This window comes from uncultured Megamonas sp. (genome assembly GCF_958438645.1).
In the GTDB taxonomy this organism is placed as follows: domain Bacteria; phylum Bacillota; class Negativicutes; order Selenomonadales; family Selenomonadaceae; genus Megamonas.
On sequence record NZ_CAUBSM010000001.1, the window covers coordinates 180817 to 207240 of the forward strand.

A 26424-nucleotide genomic window follows, 5' to 3' on the forward strand; every position below is an offset into this window, starting at 1 on the left:
GCGATTTATGTCTCAAGATATGAACGAACATACTTCTGCTAATACTGTCACTGCTCCTACTTCAGAAAATCTTCCTTCAACTGAAGTCAGCGAACAAACAAATACAAATAATGGCAGTATGTCCATTATTGCTCATCTTACGGAACTAAGAAAACGCCTTATTCGTTCACTAATCGCTATAGGTATTGGTAGCTGTGTTGCTTATTATTTTATTGAAGACATAATGCACATCTTAACAGGCCCTGCTGGAAAGCTTTATTATATGCAACCAGCAGAGGCATTTTTTACTTATATAAAAGTTGCTTTATTTGTCGGATTTTTACTTGCCCTACCTGTAGTCTTATATCAAATATGGCGATTTATCTTACCTGCCCTCATCGGCATGGAAAGATATCTAATTTCTGTTATAGTTCCAGTTTCTTTAATTTTATTCTTATCTGGTTTAGCATTTTCCTTCTTCTTTGTTATGCCTGCCGGAATAAAATTTTTAATGGGTTTTAGTACAGAAGAATTACAACCTATGTTTTCGCTAAAGCAATATTTTGATTTTGTCATCGCATTTCTATTGCCATTTGGTTTCATATTTGAAATGCCTCTAGCCATTATCTTGTTAGCTAAAGTAGGTATTGTTTCTTCAAAATTCTTAGCAAAACAACAACGCATTGTTATCTTCTTGACCTTTGTCATTGGTGCTATCATTTCACCAACTCCAGATATATTTTCACAATCTATGATTGCTATACCTATGATTTTACTTTATGAAATAAGTTATGTCATAGTTCGTTTTGCTATGAAAAAATAAATATATTAATTTTAAATATGCAATGTAAAATAAAGGAGCGATTTTTTTGGCTTTTTATGATTTAAGAGAATTTATCAATGCTCTAGAGTCTCGTGGTATGCTCAAACGCATCAAAACTCCTGTTGATTGTAATTTAGAAATCACTGAAATTACCGACCGCGTTTCTAAAATGGAAGGTAAAAAAAATGTGGCTCTACTATTTGAAAATGTAAAAGGCTATGATATGCCTGTTCTCATGAACGCATTTGGTAGTATGGAACGCTTAGCTCTAGCTTTTGGCGTAGATGATATTGAAGAAATTCCTAATGAACTTCGTGAAATCTTGAAATTACCTTATATTTCTCTTCAAAATAAAATGGATTTAATCCATATTATTCCAACTGCAAAACGAGCTATCAATTTCCCTAAATACGTAAAAAAAGCACCTTGTCAGGAAGTAGTTATCACAGATAATCCTACTTTAGATAAGTTCCCTATTTTAAAATGTTGGCCACAAGACGGTGGGCCATTCATTACTTTACCACTTGTATTTACTCGCAATCCAAAAACAGGTAAACGCAATGTCGGTATGTATCGTTTACAAAAATATGATGGACAAACAACAGGTATGCATTGGCATTTACACAAAGACGGTGCTAGCAATTATCGTGCTTATAAAGAAATGGGCAAAGATAAAATTGAAGTTGCCGTTGCCATCGGTACAGATCCTGTTATCACATACGCAGCTACTGCTCCACTTCCTCGCGACATCGATGAAATGGTATTTGCAGGTTTTTTACGTAAAAAATCTGTCGAAATGGTAAAATGTAAAACTGTAGATGTTGAAGTACCTGCTTGCAGTGAGATCGTACTTGAAGGATATGTAAATATTGGTGAAACTCGTCGTGAAGGTCCATTTGGTGACCACACTGGTTATTATTCCTTAGCTGATGATTATCCAGTATTCCATATCACATGTATAACGCATCGCAAAAATCCTATCTATGCCGCTACTATAGTTGGTAAACCTCCTATGGAAGATTGCTTCTTAGCCAAAGCTACAGAACGTATTTTCTTACCATTATTACAGCAAACATTACCAGAAATCCGCGATATTAACTTCCCACTTGAAGGTGTATTCCATGATTGTGTAATGGTTTCCATCAAAAAAACATATCCTCAACAAGCCAAAAAAGTAATGCATGCTATTTGGGGTATGGGACAAATGATGTTCACCAAAATGATCATTGTCGTTGATGAACACGTTGATGTTCAAAAAGAAAAAGAAGTTTGGTGGCGTGTATTCAATAATATTGACGCAAAACAGGATATTGTAATGGTTGATGGTCCACTTGATGCCTTAGACCACTCTTCACCAATGGCAAAATGGGGTACAAAAATAGGTATTGATGCTACAAAAACATGGCCAGAAGAAGGACATACTCGTGAATGGCCAGATGAAATTACCATGTCTGACGATGTTAAAAAAATTGTAGATGCAAAATGGCAGGAACTCGGTCTTGAGTAAATTATCTGCTCATATTAATAATATAGCTCTTCATCATTCTGTATTTGCCCTACCCTTTGCTTATATGGGACTTTTCCTTGCAGCAAAGGGTATCCCTACATTTCATGATTTTTTATGGGTAACACTTGCAATGATTGGAGCTAGAAGCTCTGCTTTAGCTATGGACAATCTAGTCGATTTAAAATTTGATAAACAACAAAATCGCATGTCTAAACGCCCATTAGTTACTGGAGCAATTAAACCTATTGAAGTTATTATTTTAATCATCGTCAGTCTATTTATATTTTTATTTTCCGCAAGTCAACTTGCACCAATCTGTTTAAAATTAACACCTATTTGCTTATTTTTCTTATTATTTTATCCTTATACAAAGAGATTTACTTTTCTTTGTCACTATTTTTTAGGTGTAGCTTTAGCCATGGCACCTGCAGGTGGTTATATCGCTGTCACAGGTGAATTGCCTTTTGGCATCATCTTATTAAGTGGTGGTGTTTGTTTATGGATTGGCAGTTTCGATGTTATCTATGGTAGCCAAGATCGCCAATTTGATTTAGACCACAAACTTCATTCTATGGCAACACAGTTTGGTGTAGCTAATGCTCATAAAATAGCTGCTTTTTTCCATTTCGTTTCTATTTTATGCTTTATTGGTGCTGGTATTTACTTTAATTTATCCTTTATCTATTATATTGGAGTATTCATAGCTATCTTAACTTTAATCTATCAACATAGCCTTATTACTCCATATGATTTCAGTCGCTTGACTCAAGTTTATTTCATGCGTAATGGCATTGTTTCTATTGTCATATTCATATTTACGCTGATTGATATTCTAAGTTAATAAAAGAGGTGTTATCCTTGAGTGCACAAATTTTATCTGGTAAAGTATTTGCCAGCCAATTTAAAGAAGAAGCTAAACAAGAAGCTTTATCCCTCAAAGAAAAATATAATGTGACCCCTGGTCTTGCTGTCATCATCGTTGGCTCTAATCCAGCTTCTAAAGTATATGTTGCCAATAAACATCGTACTTGCGAAGAAATCGGCATCTATTCTGAAGTAATTGAAATGCCTGAAACCACTACAAAAAAAGAGCTCATCGCTAAAATTGATGAACTAAACAATCGACAAGATATCCATGGTATATTAGTTCAATTACCTCTTCCTGAAGCTATTGCCAAAGAGGAAGCCGATATATTAAATGCTATTATGCCAATAAAAGATGTCGATGGCTTCCATCCTGTAAATGTAGGTAAACTCATGACAGGTCAAAAAGATTGTATGATTCCCTGTACACCTCATGGTTGCCTAAAAATGCTCCAAGCAGCTAATATCAATATAGATGGTGCTCATGCTGTTATCGTTGGTCGCAGTAATATTGTAGGTAAACCTATGGCTCAATTATTACTCTCTCAAAATGCTACTGTGACTATCTGTCATTCACATACGCACAATCTCAAAGAAATTTGTCAAAGTGCTGATATATTAGTAGCAGCTGTTGGTAGACCTCATTTTATCACTGCTGATATGATAAAACCTGGTGCTACAGTAATTGATGTAGGTATCAACCGCATTGCACCAAAAAAATTAGTTGGCGATGTGGACTTTGATAATGCTGTAGAAGTAGCTGGTGCTATAACTCCTGTGCCAGGCGGTGTAGGTCTACTCACTATTGCTATGCTCATGCAAAATGCTATTACTGCTGCAAAATTACAACTTGCTAAATAAAATTGCCTTTGCTATAATAAAAGCATAATTTCATAAATAGTATGGAACTGACGGATTTTAGTGGAATTAACCACATGAACCGTACTATTATCAAAACGTCGACCGTCTGGGCATAAATAACATATGCTCAGGCGTTTTTTTATGTCTAAGTATATGTTTGGCAAAAATTTTATTGCCTTTTTTCAAAATATATAATACTATCAAATTAGCTTAATTATTGGAGGTATTAAACCACATGAAAACAGACGTGCAAATTGCTCAAGAAGCTACTATGGAACCTATTGCTAAAATCGCTCAACATCTTGAAATTCCTGAAGATGAACTCGAATTATACGGAAAATATAAAGCTAAAATTTCTTTAAACTATTGGAATACAACTCTTCAGAAAAAAGAAAATGGTAAACTCATTTTAGTAACAGCAATTAACCCAACTCCTGCTGGTGAAGGTAAAACAACTACTAGTATCGGTCTTGGCGATGCTCTTCACAAACTTGGCAAAAAAACTGCAATCGCTCTTCGTGAACCTTCCTTAGGTCCATGCTTTGGTATGAAAGGCGGTGCAGCTGGCGGTGGTTATGCTCAAGTAGTGCCAATGGAAGATATCAATCTTCATTTCACTGGCGATTTCCATGCTATAACATCTGCTCACAATTTACTTGCTGCTGTTATCGATAACCATATCCAACAGGGCAATGCTCTTGATTTAGATGTTCGTCGCATCACTTGGAAACGCGTTGTTGATTTAAATGACCGTGCTCTTCGTAACATCATCTGTGGTTTAGGTGGTAAAGCTCATGGTGTACCACGTGAAACAGGATTTGATATCACTGTTGCATCTGAAATGATGGCTATTTTATGCTTGACTTCCGACCTTGAAGACATGAAAAAACGTCTTGGCAATATCATCATCGGTTACACTAGAAGTGGTCGTCCTGTTCGTGCTGAAGAATTAAATGTAACAGGTGCTTTGACATTATTATTCAAAGATGCAATTAAACCAAACCTTGTACAAACTCTTGAAGGCACTCCTGCTCTTATTCATGGTGGTCCTTTTGCTAATATCGCTCATGGTTGCAATAGTGTAATGGCTACTAAATACGCTTTAAAAATGGCTGATTACACTGTCACTGAAGCAGGTTTCGGTGCTGACCTTGGTGCTGAAAAATTCCTTGATATCAAATGTCGTTTCACAGGATTTAAACCTGATGCAGTAGTAATCGTTGCTACTATTCGTGCTTTAAAAATGCATGGTGGTCTTGCAAAAACTGAACTTGGTACAGAAAATATTGAAGCACTCAAAAAAGGCATGACTAACCTTGCTAAACACATCGAAAACATTCAAAAATTCGGTTTACCAATCGTTGTAGCTATAAATGCTTTCCCTACTGACACTGAAAATGAACTTCAAGAATTAAAAGCTCTTTGCGAATCCATGGGAGCTTCTGTAAGTATTTCCGAAGCTTGGGCAAAAGGTGGCGAAGGTGCTATTGACCTTGCTCAAAAAGTTATTGAAGCAACTGAAAAACCATCCAACTTCCAATACATGTATGATGTAAATGATTCTATTAAAGATAAAATCAATGCTATCGCTACAAAAATCTATGGTGCAGATGGCGTAAATTATACACCTGCTGCCGAAAAAACTATTGCAGAATTTGAAGCTGCTGGTCTTGATAAAATGCCAATTTGCATGGCCAAAACTCAATATTCTTTAAGTGATGACCAATTCAAATTAGGTGCACCAACAGGATTTAAAATCACTGTTCGCGAACTTCGCATCAGTGCTGGTGCAGGCTTTATCGTAGCTTTAACTGGTAATATCTTAACAATGCCAGGTCTTCCTAAAAAACCTGCTGCTGAAAATATGGATATTGATATCAATGGAAAAATCACAGGTTTATTCTGATTTTATCTGCTAAACTAAATCTAATTATCGACAAAAATAAAAACCCCAAAAGCTATCTTAAACTTTTGGGGTTTTACTTTATCCTCTTTTATTAAATTTGGTCATATTTTTTAACAATTTAATATTAACAAGCATAGCAATTATAGCAAAAATAGCACCGCCTAAACCAACAAAAGGCATTGAAACTAAATTTATGATGACTCCACCACAAGCTGAACCAATAGCTATACCAACATTAAATGATACTGGATTTAATGCAGAGGCCAAAGCCACAGCTTCTGGTTTTTCTCTTTTAGCAGTCCTCAAAAAATGTAATTGTGCTGGTGAATTTTGCAAATACATAATTACACCCATTATTAAAATATTTATCAATCCTAAATATAAATTATAACTAGTAAAAGCAATTGCAAATAAACAAATAGCTTGTAAAAAATACACTATTGGCATTTTTTTCATGCCACCTAAACCAGCAATTCTTCCTGAAATTAAATTACTGATAATTGTACTGATACCAAATAAACTCAATACTACACTAGTCATCGCCACTGGTATCTGTACATATTGCTGTAAAATAGGCGTCATATATGTATAAAACACGTAACTACCAGCTGCACTACAAATTACTATAAACATACAATAATTTATACGCATACTCTTTAATAAAGCAAACTGGCTTATCAAATTTGATTTTTTACCCTTACCTACATTAGGTAAATAATGCCATAATAAAAACAAAATAAAAATACTAATTATGGATAATAGTAAAAATGTCATTCTCCAATTGACCATCTGACAAATAATTGTACCAATAGGCACACCAAAAACAGACGCAATACTAAAACCCGAGAAAATCCAACTGATGACTTTTGGTTGATACTGTACTGATGCTATCTCCGAAGCAAATGTCATTGATATAGATAAAATTGTTCCTGATATAATAGCCGTTATAATTCTAGCTAATACTAAAATATAATAATTGGGTGCAAAAGCACACAAAAAATTACCCAAAATAAAAGTAATTGTCAAAACCAATAAAGTGTAATATCGATTATATGAACTTAATCCTGCTGTAAAAAAAGGTGTTCCTATAGCATACGCAAAAGCAAAAACTGAAATTAAATTTCCTGCCATAGCTAAAGTACAATTTATATCATCTGCGATATTAGGTAAAATACCTACAATAATAAACTCACTCGTTCCTAAAATAAAACTTAACAATACTAAAGATATTACAGATCCCTTATCATATGTAGTTGTTGACATAAAATCCTTACACTCCTTTTAATATATACTTAGATATAAAATTATACTCCAAAAAATAAAAAAATCTATATTTAAACAAAAATTTTTATTAAAAATACATATAAATAGAATTAATTTTATTCTTGACATGATTTTAATATTTGTTATAATAAAGCTATCAATTGAATAAGCATTGTGGAACTGACGGATTTTAGTGGAATTAACCACATGAACCGCATTGCTATAGAAAAGTCGACCGTCTGGGCAAAGAAAATTTTGCCTAGATGGTCTTTTTGTTTTTAGGCATAGATTTTCTTGTATTTTATAACTTTTTGAAAGGGAGATTATACAATGAAAAACAGATGGCTTATCGCTTTATCCGCAGTTGGTATTCACATTTGTATCGGCAGTGTTTATGCTTGGAGTGTACTCACCAAACCGATCATGGCTCAAATGGGTTTTAGCCTGCAAGAAACTACATGGACATTTTCTATCGCAATTTTATTTTTAGGTTTATCCGCTGGTTTTTTAGGAACTTTTGTTGAAAAAAAAGGTCCTCGCATCAGTGGTCTTACTGCTACTACTTTTTTCGGTATAGGTATGTTTGGCACTGCTTTAGCTCTATATTTACAAAATCTTGCATTATTATATATCTGCTATGGAGTAATAGGTGGTATTGGTCTTGGTATCGGATATATCACACCAGTTTCTACGCTTGTAAAATATTTCCCTAAAAAACGTGGATTTGCAACTGGTCTTGCTATCATGGGATTTGGTTTTGCTAGTTTAATTGCTGGCCCTATCATGCAAATTCTTGTAAGTAATTTTGGTCTTGTAACTAACTTTATAATTTTAGGTTGTGTATATATTTTAATCATGGGAGCTTCTTCTTTATATCTTGCTCCGCCACCAAAAGAATTCGTCGAAAAATACTTACCAACAACTATTAAAACAGCTACATCTACAGTTAAAATAAAACAATATAGCGTAGCTGAAGCCACTCGTGATTGGAAGTTTTACGCACTTTGGTGGATATTCTTCACTAATATAACTTGCGGCATTGGTCTTTTAGCTGTTGCTTCTCCTATGGCTCAAGAAGTAGTTCATATGAGTCCAATAGCAGCTGCTTCTATGGTTGGTATCATTGGACTTATCAATGGTTTTGGTCGCATCGCTTGGTCTAGCGTTTCCGATTATATCGGTCGCCGAAATACTTATATTTTATTCTTCTTAATCGAAATCTTTGCTTTCTATGCACTCGCTAATACAACTGAAGCCTTTCTCTTCCAATTATTAGTTTTAATCATCGTTTCTTGCTATGGTGGTGGCTTCTCTTGTATGCCTGCATACTTAAGCGATTTATTTGGCACAAAACAATTAAGTGCTATTCATGGTAGAATTCTCACAGCTTGGGGCATGGCTGGTATCGCAGGACCGCTTTTATTATCCTTTATTCGTGAAACAACTCAAAGTTATGCACTTTGCCTCTATGTATTCGCATTTTTATTTATTATCAGCTTCATCATAGCTGTAATATTAAAAATAAAAACAACTAAAAAAGAAAAACTCATTTCAAGCAACACTATTGCTTAAGAAAAAAACTCACTCTAAATAAAGCCTAGTAGTTAAAATTCAACTAACTACTAGGCTTTATTTATGTGCTAAAATAATATTAACTATTAATATACTTAAATCTCATTAATGAAAAATATATATTTCTATAGAAAGGTTAATTTATTATGTCTGAGCTCTTCCATGAATTTTTATCCAATAATTTTACAATAACACAAGAAATAAAAACATCATCAAAGAGTAGAATTGTTTTAGCTATTAATAAATTAACAAATCAACCTTGTATCATAAAATATCTTTATCACAATACAAGTCCTTATGATGAATTAAAAAAACTCTCGCATAATTGTTTTCCTGAAATATATTATCTATATCAAGATGAAAACATCACTATCATTGTTGAAGAATACATCAATGGACGCACACTTTTTAATATTTTAGAACAACAAGAACAACTTTCTGATGATATCATCAAAAAAATAATCATTCAATTGTGTGATGGATTAAAAATTTTACATGAACATAATATTTTACATCGTGATATAAAACCTTCTAATATAATGCTCACGAAAGATAATATCGTTAAACTAATCGACTTTGATACAGCTCGTCTAATCAATCCTGATAAAACATACGATACAGAATACCTTGGTACACGTGGATATGCTCCTCCAGAACAATACGGTTTTGCTCAAACAGATATTCGCAGTGATATCTATGCCTTAGGTATAACTTTACAAAAACTTCAACCTAAAAATAAAAAACTCCAAAAAATCATCAAAAAAGCGATTAAATTTGATCCAGATAGACGCTACCAATCTGTAAATGAAATTTTGCAAGAATTTATCCCTATGGCGACATGGAAAAAATTTTTAATCACTTTAAGTGCTATCCTGCTTACATTAATTTTAATCATCATCTCTTATAGCTATTATTTAAATAAAACTTCTGAAACACCTACAGATTTTGATATCCAAAAAATTGAAGATGATATAAAAAAATTACCTGAAAAAATTGATACAGAAAAAATAAAAGAAGAAATTAAAGATTTACCTCAAAAAAACCCATTCAATGATATTAATATCAAATCAGAAGATAAATCATCTACTCCCAAAAATAATGAAATGACACCTTCCACTACTACTCCGATAACTACACCTAATGAGGAAAAAAATCAATCTAATAAACAAAAACCTCAACGAAAATATACTAGAGAATATTTAACTAATCATGTACCATTTACTTACGATATTGATGGCAATTTTAGCCCTACAACTTTATCTTGGCAAGATTATGGAGATTATATTGGAGGCAAAGGCACTTTACATTTTAAAATAGTAAATAATACAGACATTGATTTACCCCTTAACTACGAATTTGTAACACATGGAATGAAAATACCTACTTCAGCCATTACTACAAGCGATAATTTATCTCTTGCTAATCTAGACATCTATCCTGGAGATGGTATCTATGGTGCAACAACTATGCTTATTCTTCCTAAAAAAGATATTTCACCAAGTGAAGTATCTGAAATATGGATTGATTTAAGTCAATGTAAGTTTTATGATAAAACGCTCTATGAAGATTTTTCCAAGAAAGTTGACTTAAGCAATGGGCTTCCAACAAATAGTTCTTTAGATAAAGATAAAAACGCTCCTTACATGATAGATATAAGCTTTTATTCACCTACACTAGATATTATCTATCTTTATAATGATGAATTTCCTGTTTATTAATCATAAATTATCATAAAAATATTGTAATTCTTTTAAACTATTTGTTCTTTGTTTTATTGGCAAAGCTTGCCATACTTTTTCTTTATAGCTTGCCTTTGATTTATCACCTAAACGCGAGTCAATAATAGATACTATGCCTTTATCTGTTTTATTGCGTATTAATCTACCTACACCTTGTTTTAATTTAATAATCATCTCTGGGACTAATACTTTCTCTAAAGGATTTGTACTGCGTTTACATTTTTCATTAATGATTGGCTCTGGCAATGGAAATGGCAATTTATAAATAATCAAATTCGAAAGTGCTACACCTTCTATGCTTATACCTTCCCAAAAAACACCCGTTCCTAATAATACAGAATTTACATCTTGCTTAAATTTATGAATTAATTGTTGTTGTGAGGATATTTCATTCTGCTTAATTAACGTATAATTTAAATTCAAAGCTTTTAGCCTTGTATATACAGCATTCATATCCGCTTTAGATGTAAATAAAATCAGAGCTTTTCCTTGAGAAATATCCAATATTTTTTTTACTAAATCTATGCTTTCGTCAATAAATTTTCCTCTATCTTTACTAGGACTTGTAATATCATCCGTATAAAAAAATTTTGCATGTTTATCATAAGCAAATGGAGAATATTTCACTTCTGATAATATGCTATCATTTATTGGAAACATCGTATTTTGCATAAAATAACTATATGCTTTCGTCAAATCATCATTGACTAAATTCGTCAAAGTCGCTGAAGTAAAAATCGTATGGAAATTTTTTCTCAGTTTTACTCTATCGCCAAAAAATAATTCATTGATTTTTTCATTTACATTTGTAGGACAAAGATATATTATTGGATTTTTAGCCTCTTCAGCCCAGACAATATAGTTTTTTTCATCTTGCCATGCTTTGAAAAAGTCTAAAATAATCTCCATATCACTATTGATTTTTCCGCCAGTTTTACGAATACTTACAGCATGTGCTATCATTATCGCTTCTGCTATCTTATATACACTTTGCAATAAATCAATCGGTATATTTAACTTAAATCTATCAGCATCTTGATGTTGTTTTCGTGCCTGTTGTATCTGATATCTTATCTGCTTATCTACTATCCTAAAAATTTTATCTATATCACTAAATACACCATCTATATTTTTAGCTAAATTAGGTGGTATTTTTTTTATGCTTAAATAGCATCTTTTCAATGTATTTATCAATTGCTTTTTAGTCAACATATCTGTATATGAAGAACGTACTTTGTCTTCCAAATTATGAGCTTCATCAACGACAATCAAGCTTAATTCTTCGGTAAACAAGCCATCTTTCATCTCTCGCTTTAAACGTAAATCAGTAGTGAGCATATCTTGATTACAAATAATTATGCCCTTTGTCTGTTTTAACTTCAAACGTAAATTATGGTAATGACAAACATCTCGATATTCACAATATTTACATTCACGATAATTATAATTTTTAATTCTAAATTTCTGCCATAAATCTTCTGGAAGCTCTACATTCCAATCACTTGGCTCTTTGCCACCTTGATTTAGACATTCATATATTTTCTCATATTGTTTTAAATTTGTTCGATCATCAAAAAATCTTTTAAAATGATATCTACAAATAAAATTAGTCATACCTTTAGCTAGTAAAACTTCTGGAAATATCTGTAATTTCTTCATGATATAATGTATATCCCCTTGCAATTGTTCTTGCAAAGCTATTGTCGATGTAGCTATTACTACAGGCTTTTGCAAATAATAATTGTAATAAATAAGTGGTACTAAATAGGCAAAAGATTTACCTATCCCTACGCCTGCTTCTACTACTAAATTTTTCTTTTGACTGATGGCATCTACTATTTCACAAGCCATCTCTGATTGACCTTCACGAAATTCTAAATTATTATTTTCCATTTCAGGATTTTCAAAGAAAAAACTATATACTTTTTCTCCAATTTCTCGCAAATATTTAGCTTCTAATTTTGATTGCACTGCTTTTCCCTCTACTATCTATAATTTAATCAATATTGCATTCTTTAAAATGTTATTTTATTATAATATAAATCAATTAAAAATAACAAAGGAAGTATTTTTATGGGAGTAATCACAGATAAATTAGGTGCTGATTTAAAACAACAAAAAGATATTCATACATTTTTAAAAAATAACCAAAAAAATTTTTTAAATATAACTCTGTCAGCATATCTAGATGAACTTTTGTCACAAAAAGCTTTAGTAAAAGCCGATGTTATAAAAAAATCTGGTCTACCTGTAACATATGCTTATAAGATTTTTTCAGGTCAAAAACATACTGCCAGAAATCGCATATTAGCTCTTGCTATAGCTATGCAATTAAATATTGATGAAACAAATCACCTTTTAAATCATGCCAAGCATAGCTCTTTATATGCACGCAATCCATGGGACGCTATAATCATGTATGCACTTGAAAAACATTTAAGTGTAATTGAAACAAATATATTATTAACTGATGCTAAAGCTTCACCTCTATTAGAATAAAACTTTTAGGCTAATAATTTTTTATTATTATTAGCCTATTTTTTATTCTATATAATGTATTTTGTATTTTTATTTTTTGTATTAATTAAAATATAAAAAATTATTGCAAAATTTAGTCATATAGTGTATGATTATAAATCATAGCTGTAATAACAAAAATTAATCGTTATATAGATTTTAGTAATGGAGGTTTTATATATGTCTTTTTTAGAAGCTGGAACAAAATATTTAAAAACAATAGAATCTTATGATAGACTTTCTGCAGTAGAAAAAATTGAAGCAAATCATTTACTATTAGCTTATGAAAGACGATTGTTATCGCCTCTGTTTAACCGATCTACATCTTCTATTGCGTCTTACTGAAAGTGGCCAAGCAATTTGTCTTCAAGATCCTGAACTTGCCCATGTTATTTTCATAAAAACCATTGAATTATCTCCTTATAATAAATTAGTTTTACGCCATTATAGTGAATTTTTGAACATACATGGCTGGGATTTAGAATCCATTCAACTCAGTAAATTTTTAAAACAAAATCAACTAAAAGATGCACAAAATTTTGCTTTAAAATTAGAAATCTTCTTAGATGGTATGCCTATTAATCAATTTAGAGACCCTAGTGCATTGACTTCTTTTATCAAAGGCAATTTTACATCTGTATTTAGTCATATTGCTAAACGCTATTTAAATTTTATTTATCAAAAAATCAATTCTAATAAACGTCAATTTACCGAAGATATGAATTGGCTTAATAGCAAGATGAAATTATTCATTCCTTATATTGATAAATCTGATTTAGATATTTTACATGAATTCACGGAAAAAGGATTAGCAAAATACATTACTTCTAACGAAGTCTCCTTTATGCTTTACAAAAAAAATATGGAACTTGAACCATATAATCGCAAAGTAACAGAAAAATTCTATAAACTGCTCAGTTTAAATCGCTATAAACAATTCAGTTATTAATATTTTCCCCTAAAAATAACAAAAATGATAATAAAAAGGAAGCCTATATATTATAGACTTCCTTTTTTATTTTACTTATTTATTATTTTACACCTAAAGTTACTTTTTCACCATTGATATTCCATTCTTTAGTGAATCCGTCTAATTTATCATAAACAAGTTCATCAGCTAAAGTGATTTTCTTGATTGCTTCAGCGTTATCTTGCATGAATTTAGCAATCTTTTCATTACCTTGAGCAAATACTGTAATTCTATCAGTTACTTCAAAGCCATTTTCTTTACGCATTGTCTGAACTTTACTGATGATTTCACGAACGAAACCTTCTTCAATGAGTTCTTCTGACAATACTGTAGAAATAGCAATTGTTACTTCACCATCACGCTGAGCTGCAAAACCTTCGGTCTGAGTCATTTTTACATCTAAATCTTCAGGTACAAGTGTTACTTCACCAGAAGAAAGAGCAAGTTTCAAGCATTTATTTTTATCGAGTTCTGCTTTTGCTTGATGACCATTTAATTTAGCAAGTGCAGCAGCAATTTCTTTCATCTGTTTACCATATTTTGGACCAAGAACTTTAAACTGTGGTTTGATTTCATAGTTTAAGTATTCGTCCATATCATCTTTAAATTCAACTTTTTTAACATTTAATTCTTCAGCAACGATTTTTGTATAATATTCATTGAGTTCAAATGGTGCTTTGATATACATGAGTGCAATTGGCTGACGGTTTTTGATATTAGCTTCATTACGAGCAGCACGGCCAAGAGCTACAGCTTTTAATACTAAATCCATTGTTTTTTCTAATTCAGTATCAATGTATGCTTCATTAGCTACTGGATAATCGCAAAGATGTACACTTTCTGGAGCATCTTTTTCTGTATTTAAAACGAGGTTCTGATAAATAGCTTCTGTCATGAATGGAATCATTGGTGCTGCTAATTTAATAACAGTTGTAAGTGCTGTATAAAGTGTCATATACGCATTGATCTTGTTTTGGTCTGTATCTTTTGCCCAGAAACGTTCACGGCTTCTTCTTACATACCAGTTAGAAAGTTCATCCACAAACTGTTCTAAAGCTTTAGCAGCTTCAGTGATTTTATAAGTGTTCAAATCTTCATCTACTGTTTTTATTACTGTATTGAGACGAGATAAGCACCATTTATCAAGAACAGATAATTTATCATATTCAAGTGTATATTTAGATACATCAAATTTATCGATATTAGCATAGAGTACAAAGAACGCATATGTGTTCCAAAGAGTACCCATGAATTTACGTTGACCTTCTTGAACAGCTGCATCATGGAAACGATTTGGAAGCCAAGGTGCACTATTTTCATAGAAGTACCAGCGAATTGCATCAGCACCATGTTGAGCTAAGGCTTTCATTGGTTCTACTGCATTGCCTTTAGATTTACTCATTTTGCGACCTTGAGCATCAAGTACATGTCCTAATACGATAACGTTTTTATATGGTGCTTTATCAAAGAGAAGTGTAGAAATTGCCAATAAAGAATAGAACCAACCACGAGTCTGGTCAACTGCTTCAGAAATGAAGTCTGCTGGGAATTGTTCTTCAAAGAGTTCTTTGTTTTCAAATGGATAGTGCCACTGTGCAAATGGCATGGAACCAGAGTCAAACCAGCAGTCAATAACTTCTGGAACACGGTGCATTTCTTTACCGCAATGAGGACATTTTATAGTTACCGCATCGATGAATGGACGATGTAATTCAATGTCATCAGGACAGTTATCGGACATGGATTTTAATTCTTCAATGGAACCGATAGCATGTTGATGTCCACATTCACATTCCCAAACGTTAAGTGGTGTACCCCAATAACGGTTACGAGATAAGCCCCAATCTTGAACATGTTCAATCCAATCGCCAAAACGACCTTTACCGATCGTTGCAGGAATCCAATTAATCTTATTATTATTAGCAATGAGTTTATCGCGAACTGCTGTCATGCGAATAAACCATGTTTCACGTGCGTAGTATAAAAGTGGAGTATCGCAACGCCAGCAATGTGGATAGCTATGTTCAAATACAGGTGCAGCAAAAAGTAAGCCTTTTTCTTCAAGGTCTTTTAAAATTTTTGGATCTGCTTTTTTTACAAATACGCCAGGCCAATCAGTATCATCTGTCAAGCAACCTTTTGCATCAACGAATTGTACAAAGCCAATATCATATTTATGACAAACACGAGAGTCATCTTCACCAAATGCAGGTGCTAAATGAACAATACCTGTACCATCAGTAGTTGTTACATAATCATCACAAGTTACGAAGAATGCTTTTTTACCATTTAATTTACCTACAGCATATGGATAAAGTGGTTCATATTCTTTATATTCAAGGGATTTACCTGGCATTTCTTCGAGGATTGTATAATCTTCACCAAGAACTTTATCACAAAGTTCTTTTGCCATGTAATAAGTGTAATCGCCTTGTTTTACTTTTACATAAGTAATTTCTGGATTTACACACAAACCAAGATTAGAAGGTAATGTCCAAGGTGTTGTTGTCCATGCGAGGAAATAAGCATCTTCACCTTTTACTTTAAATCTTACAAATGCAGATTTTTCTTTTACATCTTTATATCCTTGAGCTACTTCGTGAGAAGAAAGCGGTGTACCACAGCGAGGGCAATATGGAACGATTTTATGTCCTTTATATAAAAGACCTTTATTCCAAATTTCTTTTAATGCCCACCATACAGATTCAATATAATCATTATGGTATGTAACATATGGATCTTTCATGTCTGCCCAATAGCCTACAGCTTTGGAGAATTCTTCCCACATGCCTTCATATTTCCAAACGCTTTCTTTACATTTTTCTACGAAAGGTTCAATACCATATTCTTCAATTTGTTCTTTACCATTGATGCCTAATAATTTTTCAACTTCAAGTTCTACTGGAAGACCATGTGTATCCCAACCAGCTTTACGGATAGTTTTATGACCTTTCATAGCTTGATAGCGAGGAATCATATCTTTGATTACACGAGTTAAAACGTGTCCAATATGAGGTTTACCATTTGCTGTTGGTGGTCCATCATAAAATGTGAATACATCTGCATCTTCATGTTGATGTACTTGTTTTTTAAATATATCATGTTCTTCCCAGAATTTTTCAATTTCTTTTTCGCGTTCTACGAAATTTAGATTGGTATCAACTTTGTTATACACAAAAAAGCCTCCTCTGTATACAAATAATAAATAAAAATTCCAGTATATGAAAAAAGCCCTTGCCAAATAGGACAAGAGCAACTGTAATACATAACTAAAAAAAGCTTCCACCCAAAACAGGATGAAAGCTGTGCTGTCATTATACCACCTATTTCACATACCAACATATGCAACCCCTTTAACGGAGGGACCCGACACGGTCTATTCTTAAAAATTAATTTCAACCTGTAACTCCAGAGTGATTTTCCATTAAAAACTACTTGTACCAATTTCCAGCAATACATGGCTCTCTGTGACTTTTATTTTTAATTTACTATCTCTTTCATTGTTTTTCTTCTTTGTACTATTGTGTACGCTTGATATAATATCACAATAATAGAAAATGAGCAAGAAAAAATTTACCTTAAATAGTTTACAATTATACAAAATTAAATTGACAAATAGCATTTTATCGTTTATAATTCATTCATACTTTTTCACTATGAAAATACATATTAACGGAGGTAATTACCATGAATATCTATCATAATTTTATGGAACTCGTAGGACATACACCTCTTGTTCAAATTAATAATTACAGTAAACTCCATGATATAAAAGCTAATTTATTAGTAAAACTAGAATATTTCAATCCTGCCGGTAGTGCCAAAGATAGAATTGCCAAAGCCATGATTGAAGATGCTGAAAAACGCGGTATTTTAAAACCTGATTCTACTATCATCGAGCCAACAAGTGGCAATACTGGTATTGGTCTTTGTGCTGTAGCTGCAAGCAAAGGTTATAAAATCATCATCACTATGCCAGAAACTATGAGCATTGAACGCCGAAAACTCATGAAAGCTTATGGTGCAAAGCTTGTATTAACAGATGGTAATAAAGGCATGACAGGAGCTATCCAAAAAGCTGAAGAATTGGCAAAAGATATACCTAATAGCTTCATACCTGGACAATTTACTAATTTGGTAAACCGCCAAGCTCATTACATGACGACAGGCCCAGAAATCTGGCAAGATACTGATGGTAAAATCGATATCTTCGTTGCTGGTATTGGTACTGGTGGTACTTTAAGCGGTACAGGAAAATACCTTAAAGAACAAAATCCTAACATAAAAATCATCGGTATTGAACCTCAAACTTCTGCTGTAATAACAACTGGCAAGGCAGGTGCTCATAAAATTCAAGGTATTGGGGCTGGCTTTATTCCAAATACTTTGGATACCTCTATCTATGATGAAATCATAACTGTAGACAATGAAGTATGTTTTACAGCTAGTAAAGAATTAACTAAAACAGAAGGTCTTTTGACTGGCATTTCTTCTGGGGCTGCACTTTGGGCAGCTACTCAAGTTGCTAAACGTCCAGAAAATGTTGGCAAAAATATCGTTGTACTTCTTCCTGATACTGGTGAACGTTATCTCTCTACACCATTATTTGAAGAATAATATTTCAAACTCAATAACATCATCATATTGTAAATATTTTTATGTGATGATGTTATTTTTTTATAAGTTATTCATAGTTTTATAATAGGATAAATATATTTTAAAAGGAGAGTTTTATGATGACAAAAAAATTAGATACAAATAATTGGGCTTTTGAAACTAAACAATTACATATAGGTCAAGAACTAGCCGATCCTATAACAAATTCTCGTGCTGTACCCATTTATCAAACGACCTCTTATGTATTTGACAATTGCCAAGTCGCTGCTGATAGATTTGCCTTAAAAGAAGGTGGCAATATTTATGGTAGATTAACTAATTCCACCCAAGAAGTATTAGAAAAGCGTATTGCTAGTCTTGAAGGTGGTGCAGGAGCTTTGGCTGTAGCATCTGGTGCTGCCGCTATTGCCTATACAATACAAGCTCTCGCCAAAGTCGGCGACCATATTGTCTGCTCAAAAACAGTATATGGAGGAACATATAACCTTTTTGCTCATACTTTAGTGGATTTTGGTATAAATACGACTTTTGTCGACATTCATAATTTAGATGAAGTCGAAAATGCTATCACAGAAAATACAAAATGTATTTATTTTGAAACTTTAGGCAATCCAAATAGTGATATTGCCGATTTAGAAGCTTTAGCTAATCTAGCACATAAATATACTATTCCTGCTGTTGTAGATAATACATTTGCTACACCATATCTTGTACGACCTATCGAATATGGTGTTGATATCGTTATCCATTCTGCTACTAAATTCATCGGCGGTCATGGCACTTCTCTAGGCGGAATTATCGTAGATAGTGGTAATTTCGATTGGGAAAAAAGTCATAAATTTCCTTCTTTAGTCGAAGCTAATCCTAGTTATCATGGAATTTCTTTCACTAAAGCTACAGGAAAACTCGCTTTTATCACTAAAGTTCGTGCTATTTTACTTCGAGATTTAGGTGCTTGTATCTCTCCATTTAATGCATTTTTACTTTTACAAGGATTAGAAACTTTATCTTTACGTGTAGAACGCTATGTACAAAATACACTTAAAGTCATTGAATTTTTGCAAAATCATGATAAAGTCGAAAATGTCAATCACCCTTCTATTTCCTCACGCTTTGACCATGATTTATATCAGAAATATTTTCCTAATGATGGTGGCTCTATCTTTACATTTGAAATCAAAGGCACAGCAAAAGACGCCCAAGATTTTATCGATAGACTCCAATTATTCTCCTTACTTGCCAATGTCGCAGATGCAAAATCCCTCGTAATTCATCCAGCTAGTACCACTCACTCACAAATGACTGCGGAGGAATTATCTGCTTCTGGCATAAAGCCAAATACAATTCGCCTTTCTATAGGTCTTGAAAATATAAATGATATCCTCCGTGATTTAGCTCAAGCTTTAGCATAATAACAAAGCCACATTATATTATTTAAATTTAATATAATGTGGCTTTTATTTAACAAGCTGTAATTCCGCCATCAACGCTCCATACAGCCCCTGTTACAAAACTAGCTTCTGGACTTGCCAAAAAATAAATTACATTCGCTACCTCTTCTGGTCTGCCTATTCTTCCTATAGGATATAAACTACTCGCTTCTTTTATGCCTTCTTCCACATCGCCTACAAACTGATTTCGCGTGAGAGGTGTATCTATATCTCCAGGGCAAACGCAATTTGCTCTGACCTTATACGGTGCTAATTCCAAGGCTAAAGCTTTTGTAAATACAGTCAACCCACCTTTAGAAGCACAGTATGCACTGCAAAAGAAATTTCCATTAATCCCCGCATCAGAAGATACATTTACAATAGAAGCATTCTCTCCTTGTTTCTTCAAATGAGGAACAGCATATTTACATAAAAAATAAGCTCCTTTTAAATTTATATTTATAATTCTATCAAATTCATCTTCTTCTACATCTTCAATAGCATTTTCCAGATAAATCCCTGCATTATTCACTAAAATATCTAGTTTTTTATATTTTTCAATCACTGTATCTATGACGGTTTTACAATTTTTAGCACTGCTGATATCTGTTTGAATAAAGTCGCAAAATACATCTTTTGTAATAAATGATTTTAAATATTTTCTAGCTTCTATATATTTATCTTTATTTCTACCTACTAAAATCACATTTATTTTATTTACTAAAAATTTTTTAGCACATTCAAGACCTATACCAGATGTCCCACCTGTGATTAAAGCTATTTTCTCCATAAACTTCACCATTTCTTCATCATTCTAAAAAATAAAGCCGAGTCTAAATATCACGTGATATTAAAAACTCGACTTTATCATTTCTTAACGTTTATTCAATTAAGAATTACTGATTTACAGCTTCTTTTAAAGCTTTACCAGCTTTGAATACTGGGTTTTTGGAAGCAGGAATTTCGATAGTTTCGCCAGTCTGTGGGTTACGACCTTTACGAGCTGCACGAGTTCTAACTTCGAAAGTACCAAAACCAATAATTTGTACTTTGTCATCTTCAACAAGAGCTTTTTGTACACTTGCAAAAACAGCGTTAACAGCTTTTTCTGCATCTTTTTTTGTTAATTCTGCTACTTCAGCAACACTTGCTACTAATTCGGATTTATTCACGAAGATAGCCTCCTTTAAAATTATTATCAAATATAATTGTTCGCCGCTAAAGAGGTATTTCCTCTAAATAAGAGTCTAATTTATATATAAATTACGGCAAAACTCTTATTTTGTAAGGATTATTTCACAACATTAAATCCTTATATCATGAGATTATAAAACCACCTTATTATCTCATCATATAAGGACTTAATCAAGTCCTTATTTATATTTATTTAATTATTTTTCATCTTGAAGCTTAGCTTCTTGCCACAATTCATCTAAATCAATCAAAGATAAACTTTCCCAATTTTGTTGTTTAGCTTTTACTTTTTCTTCAATATAGGAAAATCTTCTTCTAAATTTGCGATTTGTGCCAGTTAAAGCTACTTCTGGATCTATTTTTAAGAAACGAGAAATATTTACACTTGTAAATAAAACATCTCCTAATTCTTCTTCTATCTTTTCTTTTTGTCCATCAACAATGGCTTCTTCTAATTCACGAAGTTCCTCTTCTAATTTATCCCATACAGGATCAATGTCTGGCCAATCAAAACCTACTTTTGCTGCCTTATGTTGTAATTTATAAGCAGCCATAAGTGATGGTAAATCTTTTGGCACACCATCTAATATGGAAGTTCTTTCTGTTTTTTCCGCTTGTTTGATAGCTTCCCAATTAGCTAAAACTTCGCCTGCATCTTTTACATCGACATCACCGAAAACATGTGGATGACGGCGAATTAATTTTTCAGTTATACCATCGATAACATCTTGCATGGAGAATAACTTAGCTTCTTCTGCCATACGAGCATGGAATACTACTTGCATCAATAAATCGCCAAGTTCTTCACAGAGCAATTTTTCATCTTCTAAATCTATAGCTTCAATAACTTCATAAACTTCTTCAATCAAGTTACGACGAAGAGATTTATGTGTCTGCACGATATCCCATGGACAACCGCCAGGACTACGAAGTGTTTTTACTACATCTTCTAGTGGCTCTAAATCAAAAGTCTGCTCATTTTTTGGCATTTTTCCTATATATAAACTTGTCAAATGATCAATATGAGGTTGACGGTCTAATTCATATAGAGGAATTTCGCGAATTTCTTCATCTGGCAAACTCAAATTGCGAATGAATGTTACTGGATAATCTTCTGGATAATTTTCCATCAAAGTCAATTTTGTATCTGAAGCTACATGCTGATTATATACTTGCGTGATTACAAGTGCTGATGGCATTTCACTTGGCAAGTTTTCTAAATCGCAAGCATCTAAAATAGTAAGCCCATCAATAGGGTCTATATTTAAACGCTGATATAAAACTTCCATAAAACTCATACCTGGCATGATGTTTAATTTTACATCAGCTTCTTTGGCTTTTTGTCTGATAATCACTACTGTTCTTTCTGCAACAAGTGGACTACCTGGAACAGCATATACTACATCATGACCATTTTTAGCTTCTTCAATCAATTTTTGAGCAATGCTATTATACACATCATCAAAAGAAGCCCCTTGTTCATAAAATTCATCACAAGAAGTATAAACTACATTTCGTTTATCTAATTCAGCTACTGTAGGGTGAATAGCAGTACGCAAAATCAATTTATCTGTATTTGTTATTTTATCCCAAGTATCTAAAGTAATAAGACCAAAATCGCCTGGTCCTAAGCCTACAATTGTTATTTGTCCCATATTATACCTTCCACTTCTTTCAGAAAAAAAGTAACCGCTGTGGAAAACCGTGCGGTTACTATGGATTGTGATTACTATAAATATAAAGCAAGAAAAGTGATTTGTCAATCAAAGATTGCAATAAACTAAGGTTTCATAAGGTTTTAATGCAATTTTTTTTGCTTTTGCTTCATTTTTTATTATTTTATAGGAATTATTTTTTTTGTAATTTTTCTCCCACTAATATTTTCACTACTTTTAAGCATAAATTTATTATATGTTTTTTATTGATAGGAGTTATTTTTATCTGCAATAAATTCTGTTTAGGAACCATTTTTAATAAATTGCCAAAATAATTTTTTAATGAAATTATATTTTCAGGATTTATCTCTGGTGCTTGAGCAAAACTTATTTCCACAAATGCTGGTTTTTCAATAATAGATTTTATATTTAATTTTCTTGCATAATTTTTCAAACGAGCTACTTGCATTAATTTCTTTACAGGTTCTGTCAAAGCACCAAAACGATCTACTAACTCTTCTTCTAATTGACTTGCATGTTCTTCTGTTCGTATTGCAGCTATACGCTGATATACTTCTATCTTGTTTGTAGCATCACTGATATACTCTCCGTCTAAGTAAGCATCTTCTTTTAATTCAATAAGTGGCTCTATTACTTCTTTTGGTGGTTTACCAGTTTGTAAAGTTTCTACAGCTTCTTCTAATAGACGACAATACATTTCAAAACCTACACTAGAAATATGACCATGTTGCTGAGAACCCAATAAATCGCCAGCACCGCGAATTTCTAAATCTCGCATAGCTATTTTAAAACCAGAACCTAACTGAGCAAATTCTTTTATCGCCTGTAATCTCTTTTCTGCCATCTCAGATAAGATTTTATCTTTCTGGTAAATAAAATATGCAAATGCCATCTGTTTAGAACGACCTACACGGCCTCGCATCTGATAGAGCTGAGACAGACCAAAATAATCTGCATCATAGATAATTATAGTATTGGCATTTGATACATCTAAACCATTTTCAATAATGCTTGTAGCCAATAAAATATCGTATTTTCCTTCATAAAAATTGAGCATAGCCCTTTCTAATTCTTCTTCACTCATTTGACCATGAGCTATCCCTATTTTTACATCAGGAAGCATGGATAATAAATGCAAATACATCTTATCTATAGTTTCTACTCTATTGTAAATAAAATATACTTGACCGCCACGACGGACTTCACGCTTAATAGCATCTTTAATGATCGTATCATTATTTTCAATTACATAAGTCTGTACAGGGAAACGCTCCTGCGGTGGAGTTTCGATAACGCTCATATCTCTAGCACCTACAAGAGACATATGAAGTGTGCGTGGTATAGGTGTTGCACTCAAGGATAATACATCGATATTTTTACTTATGCGTTTTATTTTTTCCTTTTGTTTTACGCCAAAACGCTGTTCTTCATCGACAATCAATAGACCTAAATCTTTAAATTTCACTTTTTTCTCATTTAAGATAGCATGAGTACCAATCAAGATATCAATTTGACCTGTTGCCAAATCTTCTAAAACTTTCTTTTGTTCTTTAGGGCTATTAAATCTACAAATAATACCGATTTTCGGCCCAAAATCATTAAAACGATTGCTAAAAGTCTGATAATGTTGTTGCACTAATACGGTAGTTGGCACTAATACAGCGACTTGTTTATTGCTCATTACAGCTTTAAATGCGGCTCTAATGGCTACTTCTGTTTTTCCAAAACCTACATCACCGCATAAAAGTCTATCCATAGGAACTGGTTTTTCCATATCAGCTTTTATCTCTGCTATTGCTTTTAATTGGTCAGGTGTTTCCTCATAAGGAAAAGCATCTTCAAATTCTTTTTGCCATGGCGTATCTGGAGCAAAAGCATAGCCTTTTCCATTTTTGCGTTCTGCATAAAGATTGATTAAATCCTTGGCTATATTTTCTACAGAAGCTTTTGCTTTTGCCTTCGCTTTTTTCCATGCTGTACCATTCATTTTGGATAAACGAGGAACTTCTCCTTCTGAACCAATATATTTTTGAATTAGATGTACTTGGTCTGTAGGTACAAACAATTTATCTGTGCCACTGTATTTTATATATAAATAATCTCGATGAACATTGCCTATAGTCAAGGTTTCTACACCCATATATTTACCAATACCATGATTTACATGAACGACATAATCACCGATATTTATATCCCTAAAATGAACTATTTTATTATTTTTATTTTTACTTGATTGACGCGGTCTTAATTTTTTCTTTTGACGACCTAATATATCTTTTTCTGTGATTACCACCAATCGAGATTGAGGGAATTCAAAACCATTTAAAAGTGAACCTACGATAAAAGTAACTCTATCTTTAGCTAATTTTGTTGGCTTAACTTCTCTAGATACAGGTATCTTTTGTTGTTCTAATACATCTTGCAAATAAGCGACTTTTTCCTTATCACCTAAGCAAATTAAAATTTCATTTTCCTGTTCCAACCAGTTTTTGATTTCTTCACCTAATAAATGCATTTGCTTTTGAAAAGGTGCTGTAGATTTTACAGCTACGCTGATGAGATTTTCAGGTTCTGTATCTAATACTCTTTGCATCATCAAAGACATATAGATGATATTATGCTTTTTAGCAGAAGATAAAATATAATTCCAGTCATAAACAACGTCTTTTATCTCTGGATTTTCTTTGATATTGCCTTCCACTGTTTCTTTTAAATGTAGGGGTTCATCTAAAATAACATTACAATCTTTATGCAAATATGACAAAAATATAGCCGGCGAACCTGTATTATCCATTTGCATCAATGGCAAGATTTCACAATTAGCTATACTCTTTAATGAACGTTGACTATCGATTGAAAACTCTCTAATAGATTCTATTTCACTATCAAAAAATTCTATACGAATTGGAGTATCTGAATTTATAGGATAAATATCTACAATTCCCCCACGTGCACTAAATTGACCTATTTGCTCTACTTTATCTACACGTTCATAGCCTAAAGAGACTAATTGTGCTAAAAACCCGTCATGATCATATTCTTTATTTAATTCTATTTGAATACTAGAATTTTCAAAATCCTGACGAGACATATCTTTTTGCATTGCTGCACTTGCTGTCACTAAAATAATACTAGGCTCTTTTCGTGTAAGCATACCTAGAACTTTCATTCTCTTCGCTTTTAACTCTAGGCTTTTCGCTGTAGCACTCACAGACATCACATCTAATGCTGGTAAATCCCAAATAGAAACATCTGGTAATAATGAAGAAAAATCACTATACCATTCTTCTAAACTATCTTGATTATTAGTAATTATTATTGTAACCTTAGGATTTTGCTTATAAGCATTAGCTATCACTACATGTTTTTGCGAACCTGCTAATCCATAAATATAATTTTGTCCACAATCTTGTCTAAAACATTCATTTATTTTAGTCAAAGTCGTCTCTTTAGCTAATGCAGGAAATAGTATATCCATCTATTTATCAACCTTCTCTATATCAACT

The 26424-nt window shown here is 32.6% G+C and carries 18 protein-coding genes and 2 riboswitches; of the genes, 11 read left to right on the top strand and 7 right to left on the bottom strand.

All coding sequences use genetic code 11. The features are described from left to right. Nucleotides 1-7 precede the first annotated feature (7 nt). The 5 genes from tatC (at nt 8) to Q5I67_RS00935 (ending at nt 5940) form a co-directional block, all read left to right on the top strand. Entirely contained in the window at nt 8-802 is a 795-nt protein-coding gene (gene tatC / locus Q5I67_RS00915) for a twin-arginine translocase subunit TatC (protein ID WP_296896190.1), read from the top strand. A 46-nt stretch (nt 803-848) separates the two neighbouring features. Continuing rightward, a complete protein-coding gene (locus Q5I67_RS00920; protein WP_302486076.1) occupies nt 849-2309 on the top strand; it encodes a menaquinone biosynthesis decarboxylase in 1461 nt (486 codons plus the stop codon). Continuing rightward, nucleotides 2302-3150 carry a 4-hydroxybenzoate octaprenyltransferase gene (locus Q5I67_RS00925; RefSeq protein WP_296896193.1) on the top strand — a complete coding sequence of 283 codons (849 nt, stop codon included), beginning with the start codon at nt 2302-2304 and terminating at the stop codon, nt 3148-3150. Before Q5I67_RS00920 ends, Q5I67_RS00925 begins: the two co-directional genes overlap by 8 nt. 17 nt (nt 3151-3167) lie before the next feature. Then, on the top strand, nt 3168-4034 hold the full coding sequence (locus tag Q5I67_RS00930; RefSeq protein ID WP_302486077.1) for a bifunctional 5,10-methylenetetrahydrofolate dehydrogenase/5,10-methenyltetrahydrofolate cyclohydrolase: 867 nt from the start codon (nt 3168-3170) through the stop codon (nt 4032-4034). Between the two features lie 33 nt (nt 4035-4067). Continuing rightward, a riboswitch (ZMP/ZTP riboswitch) is annotated at nt 4068-4153 on the top strand. Between the two features lie 116 nt (nt 4154-4269). Then, complete coding sequence (locus Q5I67_RS00935; RefSeq protein ID WP_302486078.1) at nt 4270-5940, top strand: formate--tetrahydrofolate ligase; 1671 nt, start codon at nt 4270-4272, stop codon at nt 5938-5940. Between the two features lie 78 nt (nt 5941-6018). On the opposite strand, the gene Q5I67_RS00940 is transcribed toward Q5I67_RS00935, so the two are convergent. Next, entirely contained in the window at nt 6019-7203 is a 1185-nt protein-coding gene (locus tag Q5I67_RS00940) for an MFS transporter (RefSeq protein WP_302486079.1), read from the bottom strand. A 166-nt stretch (nt 7204-7369) separates the two neighbouring features. Further along, a riboswitch (ZMP/ZTP riboswitch) is annotated at nt 7370-7455 on the top strand. 78 nt (nt 7456-7533) lie between these two features. On the opposite strand from Q5I67_RS00940, the gene Q5I67_RS00945 reads away from it, so the two are divergent. After that, nucleotides 7534-8775, top strand: coding sequence for an OFA family MFS transporter (locus Q5I67_RS00945; protein ID WP_302486080.1), 1242 nt, complete (start codon nt 7534-7536; stop codon nt 8773-8775). Between the two features lie 146 nt (nt 8776-8921). Beyond that, the gene (locus Q5I67_RS00950; protein WP_302486081.1) at nt 8922-10493 is read left to right on the top strand and encodes a serine/threonine-protein kinase; all 1572 of its coding nucleotides are present in this window, start codon (nt 8922-8924) and stop codon (nt 10491-10493) included. Here Q5I67_RS00950 and Q5I67_RS00955 read toward each other — a convergent pair whose 3' ends face one another. Next, nucleotides 10494-12485 (bottom strand): ATP-dependent DNA helicase, encoded by a 1992-nt coding sequence (locus Q5I67_RS00955; RefSeq protein ID WP_302486082.1) that lies wholly within the window; start codon nt 12483-12485, stop codon nt 10494-10496. A 102-nt stretch (nt 12486-12587) separates the two neighbouring features. Between Q5I67_RS00955 and Q5I67_RS00960 the strand changes: the two genes are divergently transcribed. Then, entirely contained in the window at nt 12588-13013 is a 426-nt protein-coding gene (locus Q5I67_RS00960; protein WP_302486083.1) for an XRE family transcriptional regulator, read from the top strand. Between the two features lie 301 nt (nt 13014-13314). Continuing rightward, nucleotides 13315-13980: a hypothetical protein gene (locus Q5I67_RS00965; protein WP_302486084.1), complete on the top strand. Its 666-nt coding sequence runs from the start codon at nt 13315-13317 to the stop codon at nt 13978-13980. Nucleotides 13981-14062: 82 nt separating this feature from the next. Here Q5I67_RS00965 and ileS read toward each other — a convergent pair whose 3' ends face one another. Then, on the bottom strand, nt 14063-17176 hold the full coding sequence (gene ileS / locus Q5I67_RS00970) for an isoleucine--tRNA ligase (RefSeq protein ID WP_302486085.1): 3114 nt from the start codon (nt 17174-17176) through the stop codon (nt 14063-14065). A 512-nt stretch (nt 17177-17688) separates the two neighbouring features. Between ileS and cysK the strand changes: the two genes are divergently transcribed. Together cysK and Q5I67_RS00980 are read left to right on the top strand one after the other, a co-directional pair. Continuing rightward, nucleotides 17689-18618, top strand: a complete 930-nt coding sequence (cysK, locus tag Q5I67_RS00975) for a cysteine synthase A (protein WP_302486086.1) — start codon at nt 17689-17691, stop codon at nt 18616-18618. Between the two features lie 119 nt (nt 18619-18737). After that, nucleotides 18738-20030 (top strand): O-acetylhomoserine aminocarboxypropyltransferase/cysteine synthase family protein, encoded by a 1293-nt coding sequence (locus Q5I67_RS00980; RefSeq protein ID WP_302486186.1) that lies wholly within the window; start codon nt 18738-18740, stop codon nt 20028-20030. A 49-nt stretch (nt 20031-20079) separates the two neighbouring features. On the opposite strand, the gene Q5I67_RS00985 is transcribed toward Q5I67_RS00980, so the two are convergent. The 4 genes from Q5I67_RS00985 to mfd all read right to left on the bottom strand — a co-directional run bounded on the left by Q5I67_RS00985 (nt 20080) and on the right by mfd (nt 26396). Then, complete coding sequence (locus tag Q5I67_RS00985; RefSeq protein WP_302486087.1) at nt 20080-20838, bottom strand: SDR family NAD(P)-dependent oxidoreductase; 759 nt, start codon at nt 20836-20838, stop codon at nt 20080-20082. 106 nt (nt 20839-20944) lie between these two features. After that, on the bottom strand, nt 20945-21220 hold the full coding sequence (locus tag Q5I67_RS00990; RefSeq protein WP_008538666.1) for an HU family DNA-binding protein: 276 nt from the start codon (nt 21218-21220) through the stop codon (nt 20945-20947). Nucleotides 21221-21439: 219 nt separating this feature from the next. Next, nucleotides 21440-22897 carry a nucleoside triphosphate pyrophosphohydrolase gene (gene mazG, locus Q5I67_RS00995; protein ID WP_302486088.1) on the bottom strand — a complete coding sequence of 486 codons (1458 nt, stop codon included), beginning with the start codon at nt 22895-22897 and terminating at the stop codon, nt 21440-21442. 193 nt (nt 22898-23090) lie between these two features. Then, nucleotides 23091-26396 carry a transcription-repair coupling factor gene (mfd, locus tag Q5I67_RS01000; protein ID WP_302486089.1) on the bottom strand — a complete coding sequence of 1102 codons (3306 nt, stop codon included), beginning with the start codon at nt 26394-26396 and terminating at the stop codon, nt 23091-23093. Nucleotides 26397-26424 lie beyond the last annotated feature (28 nt).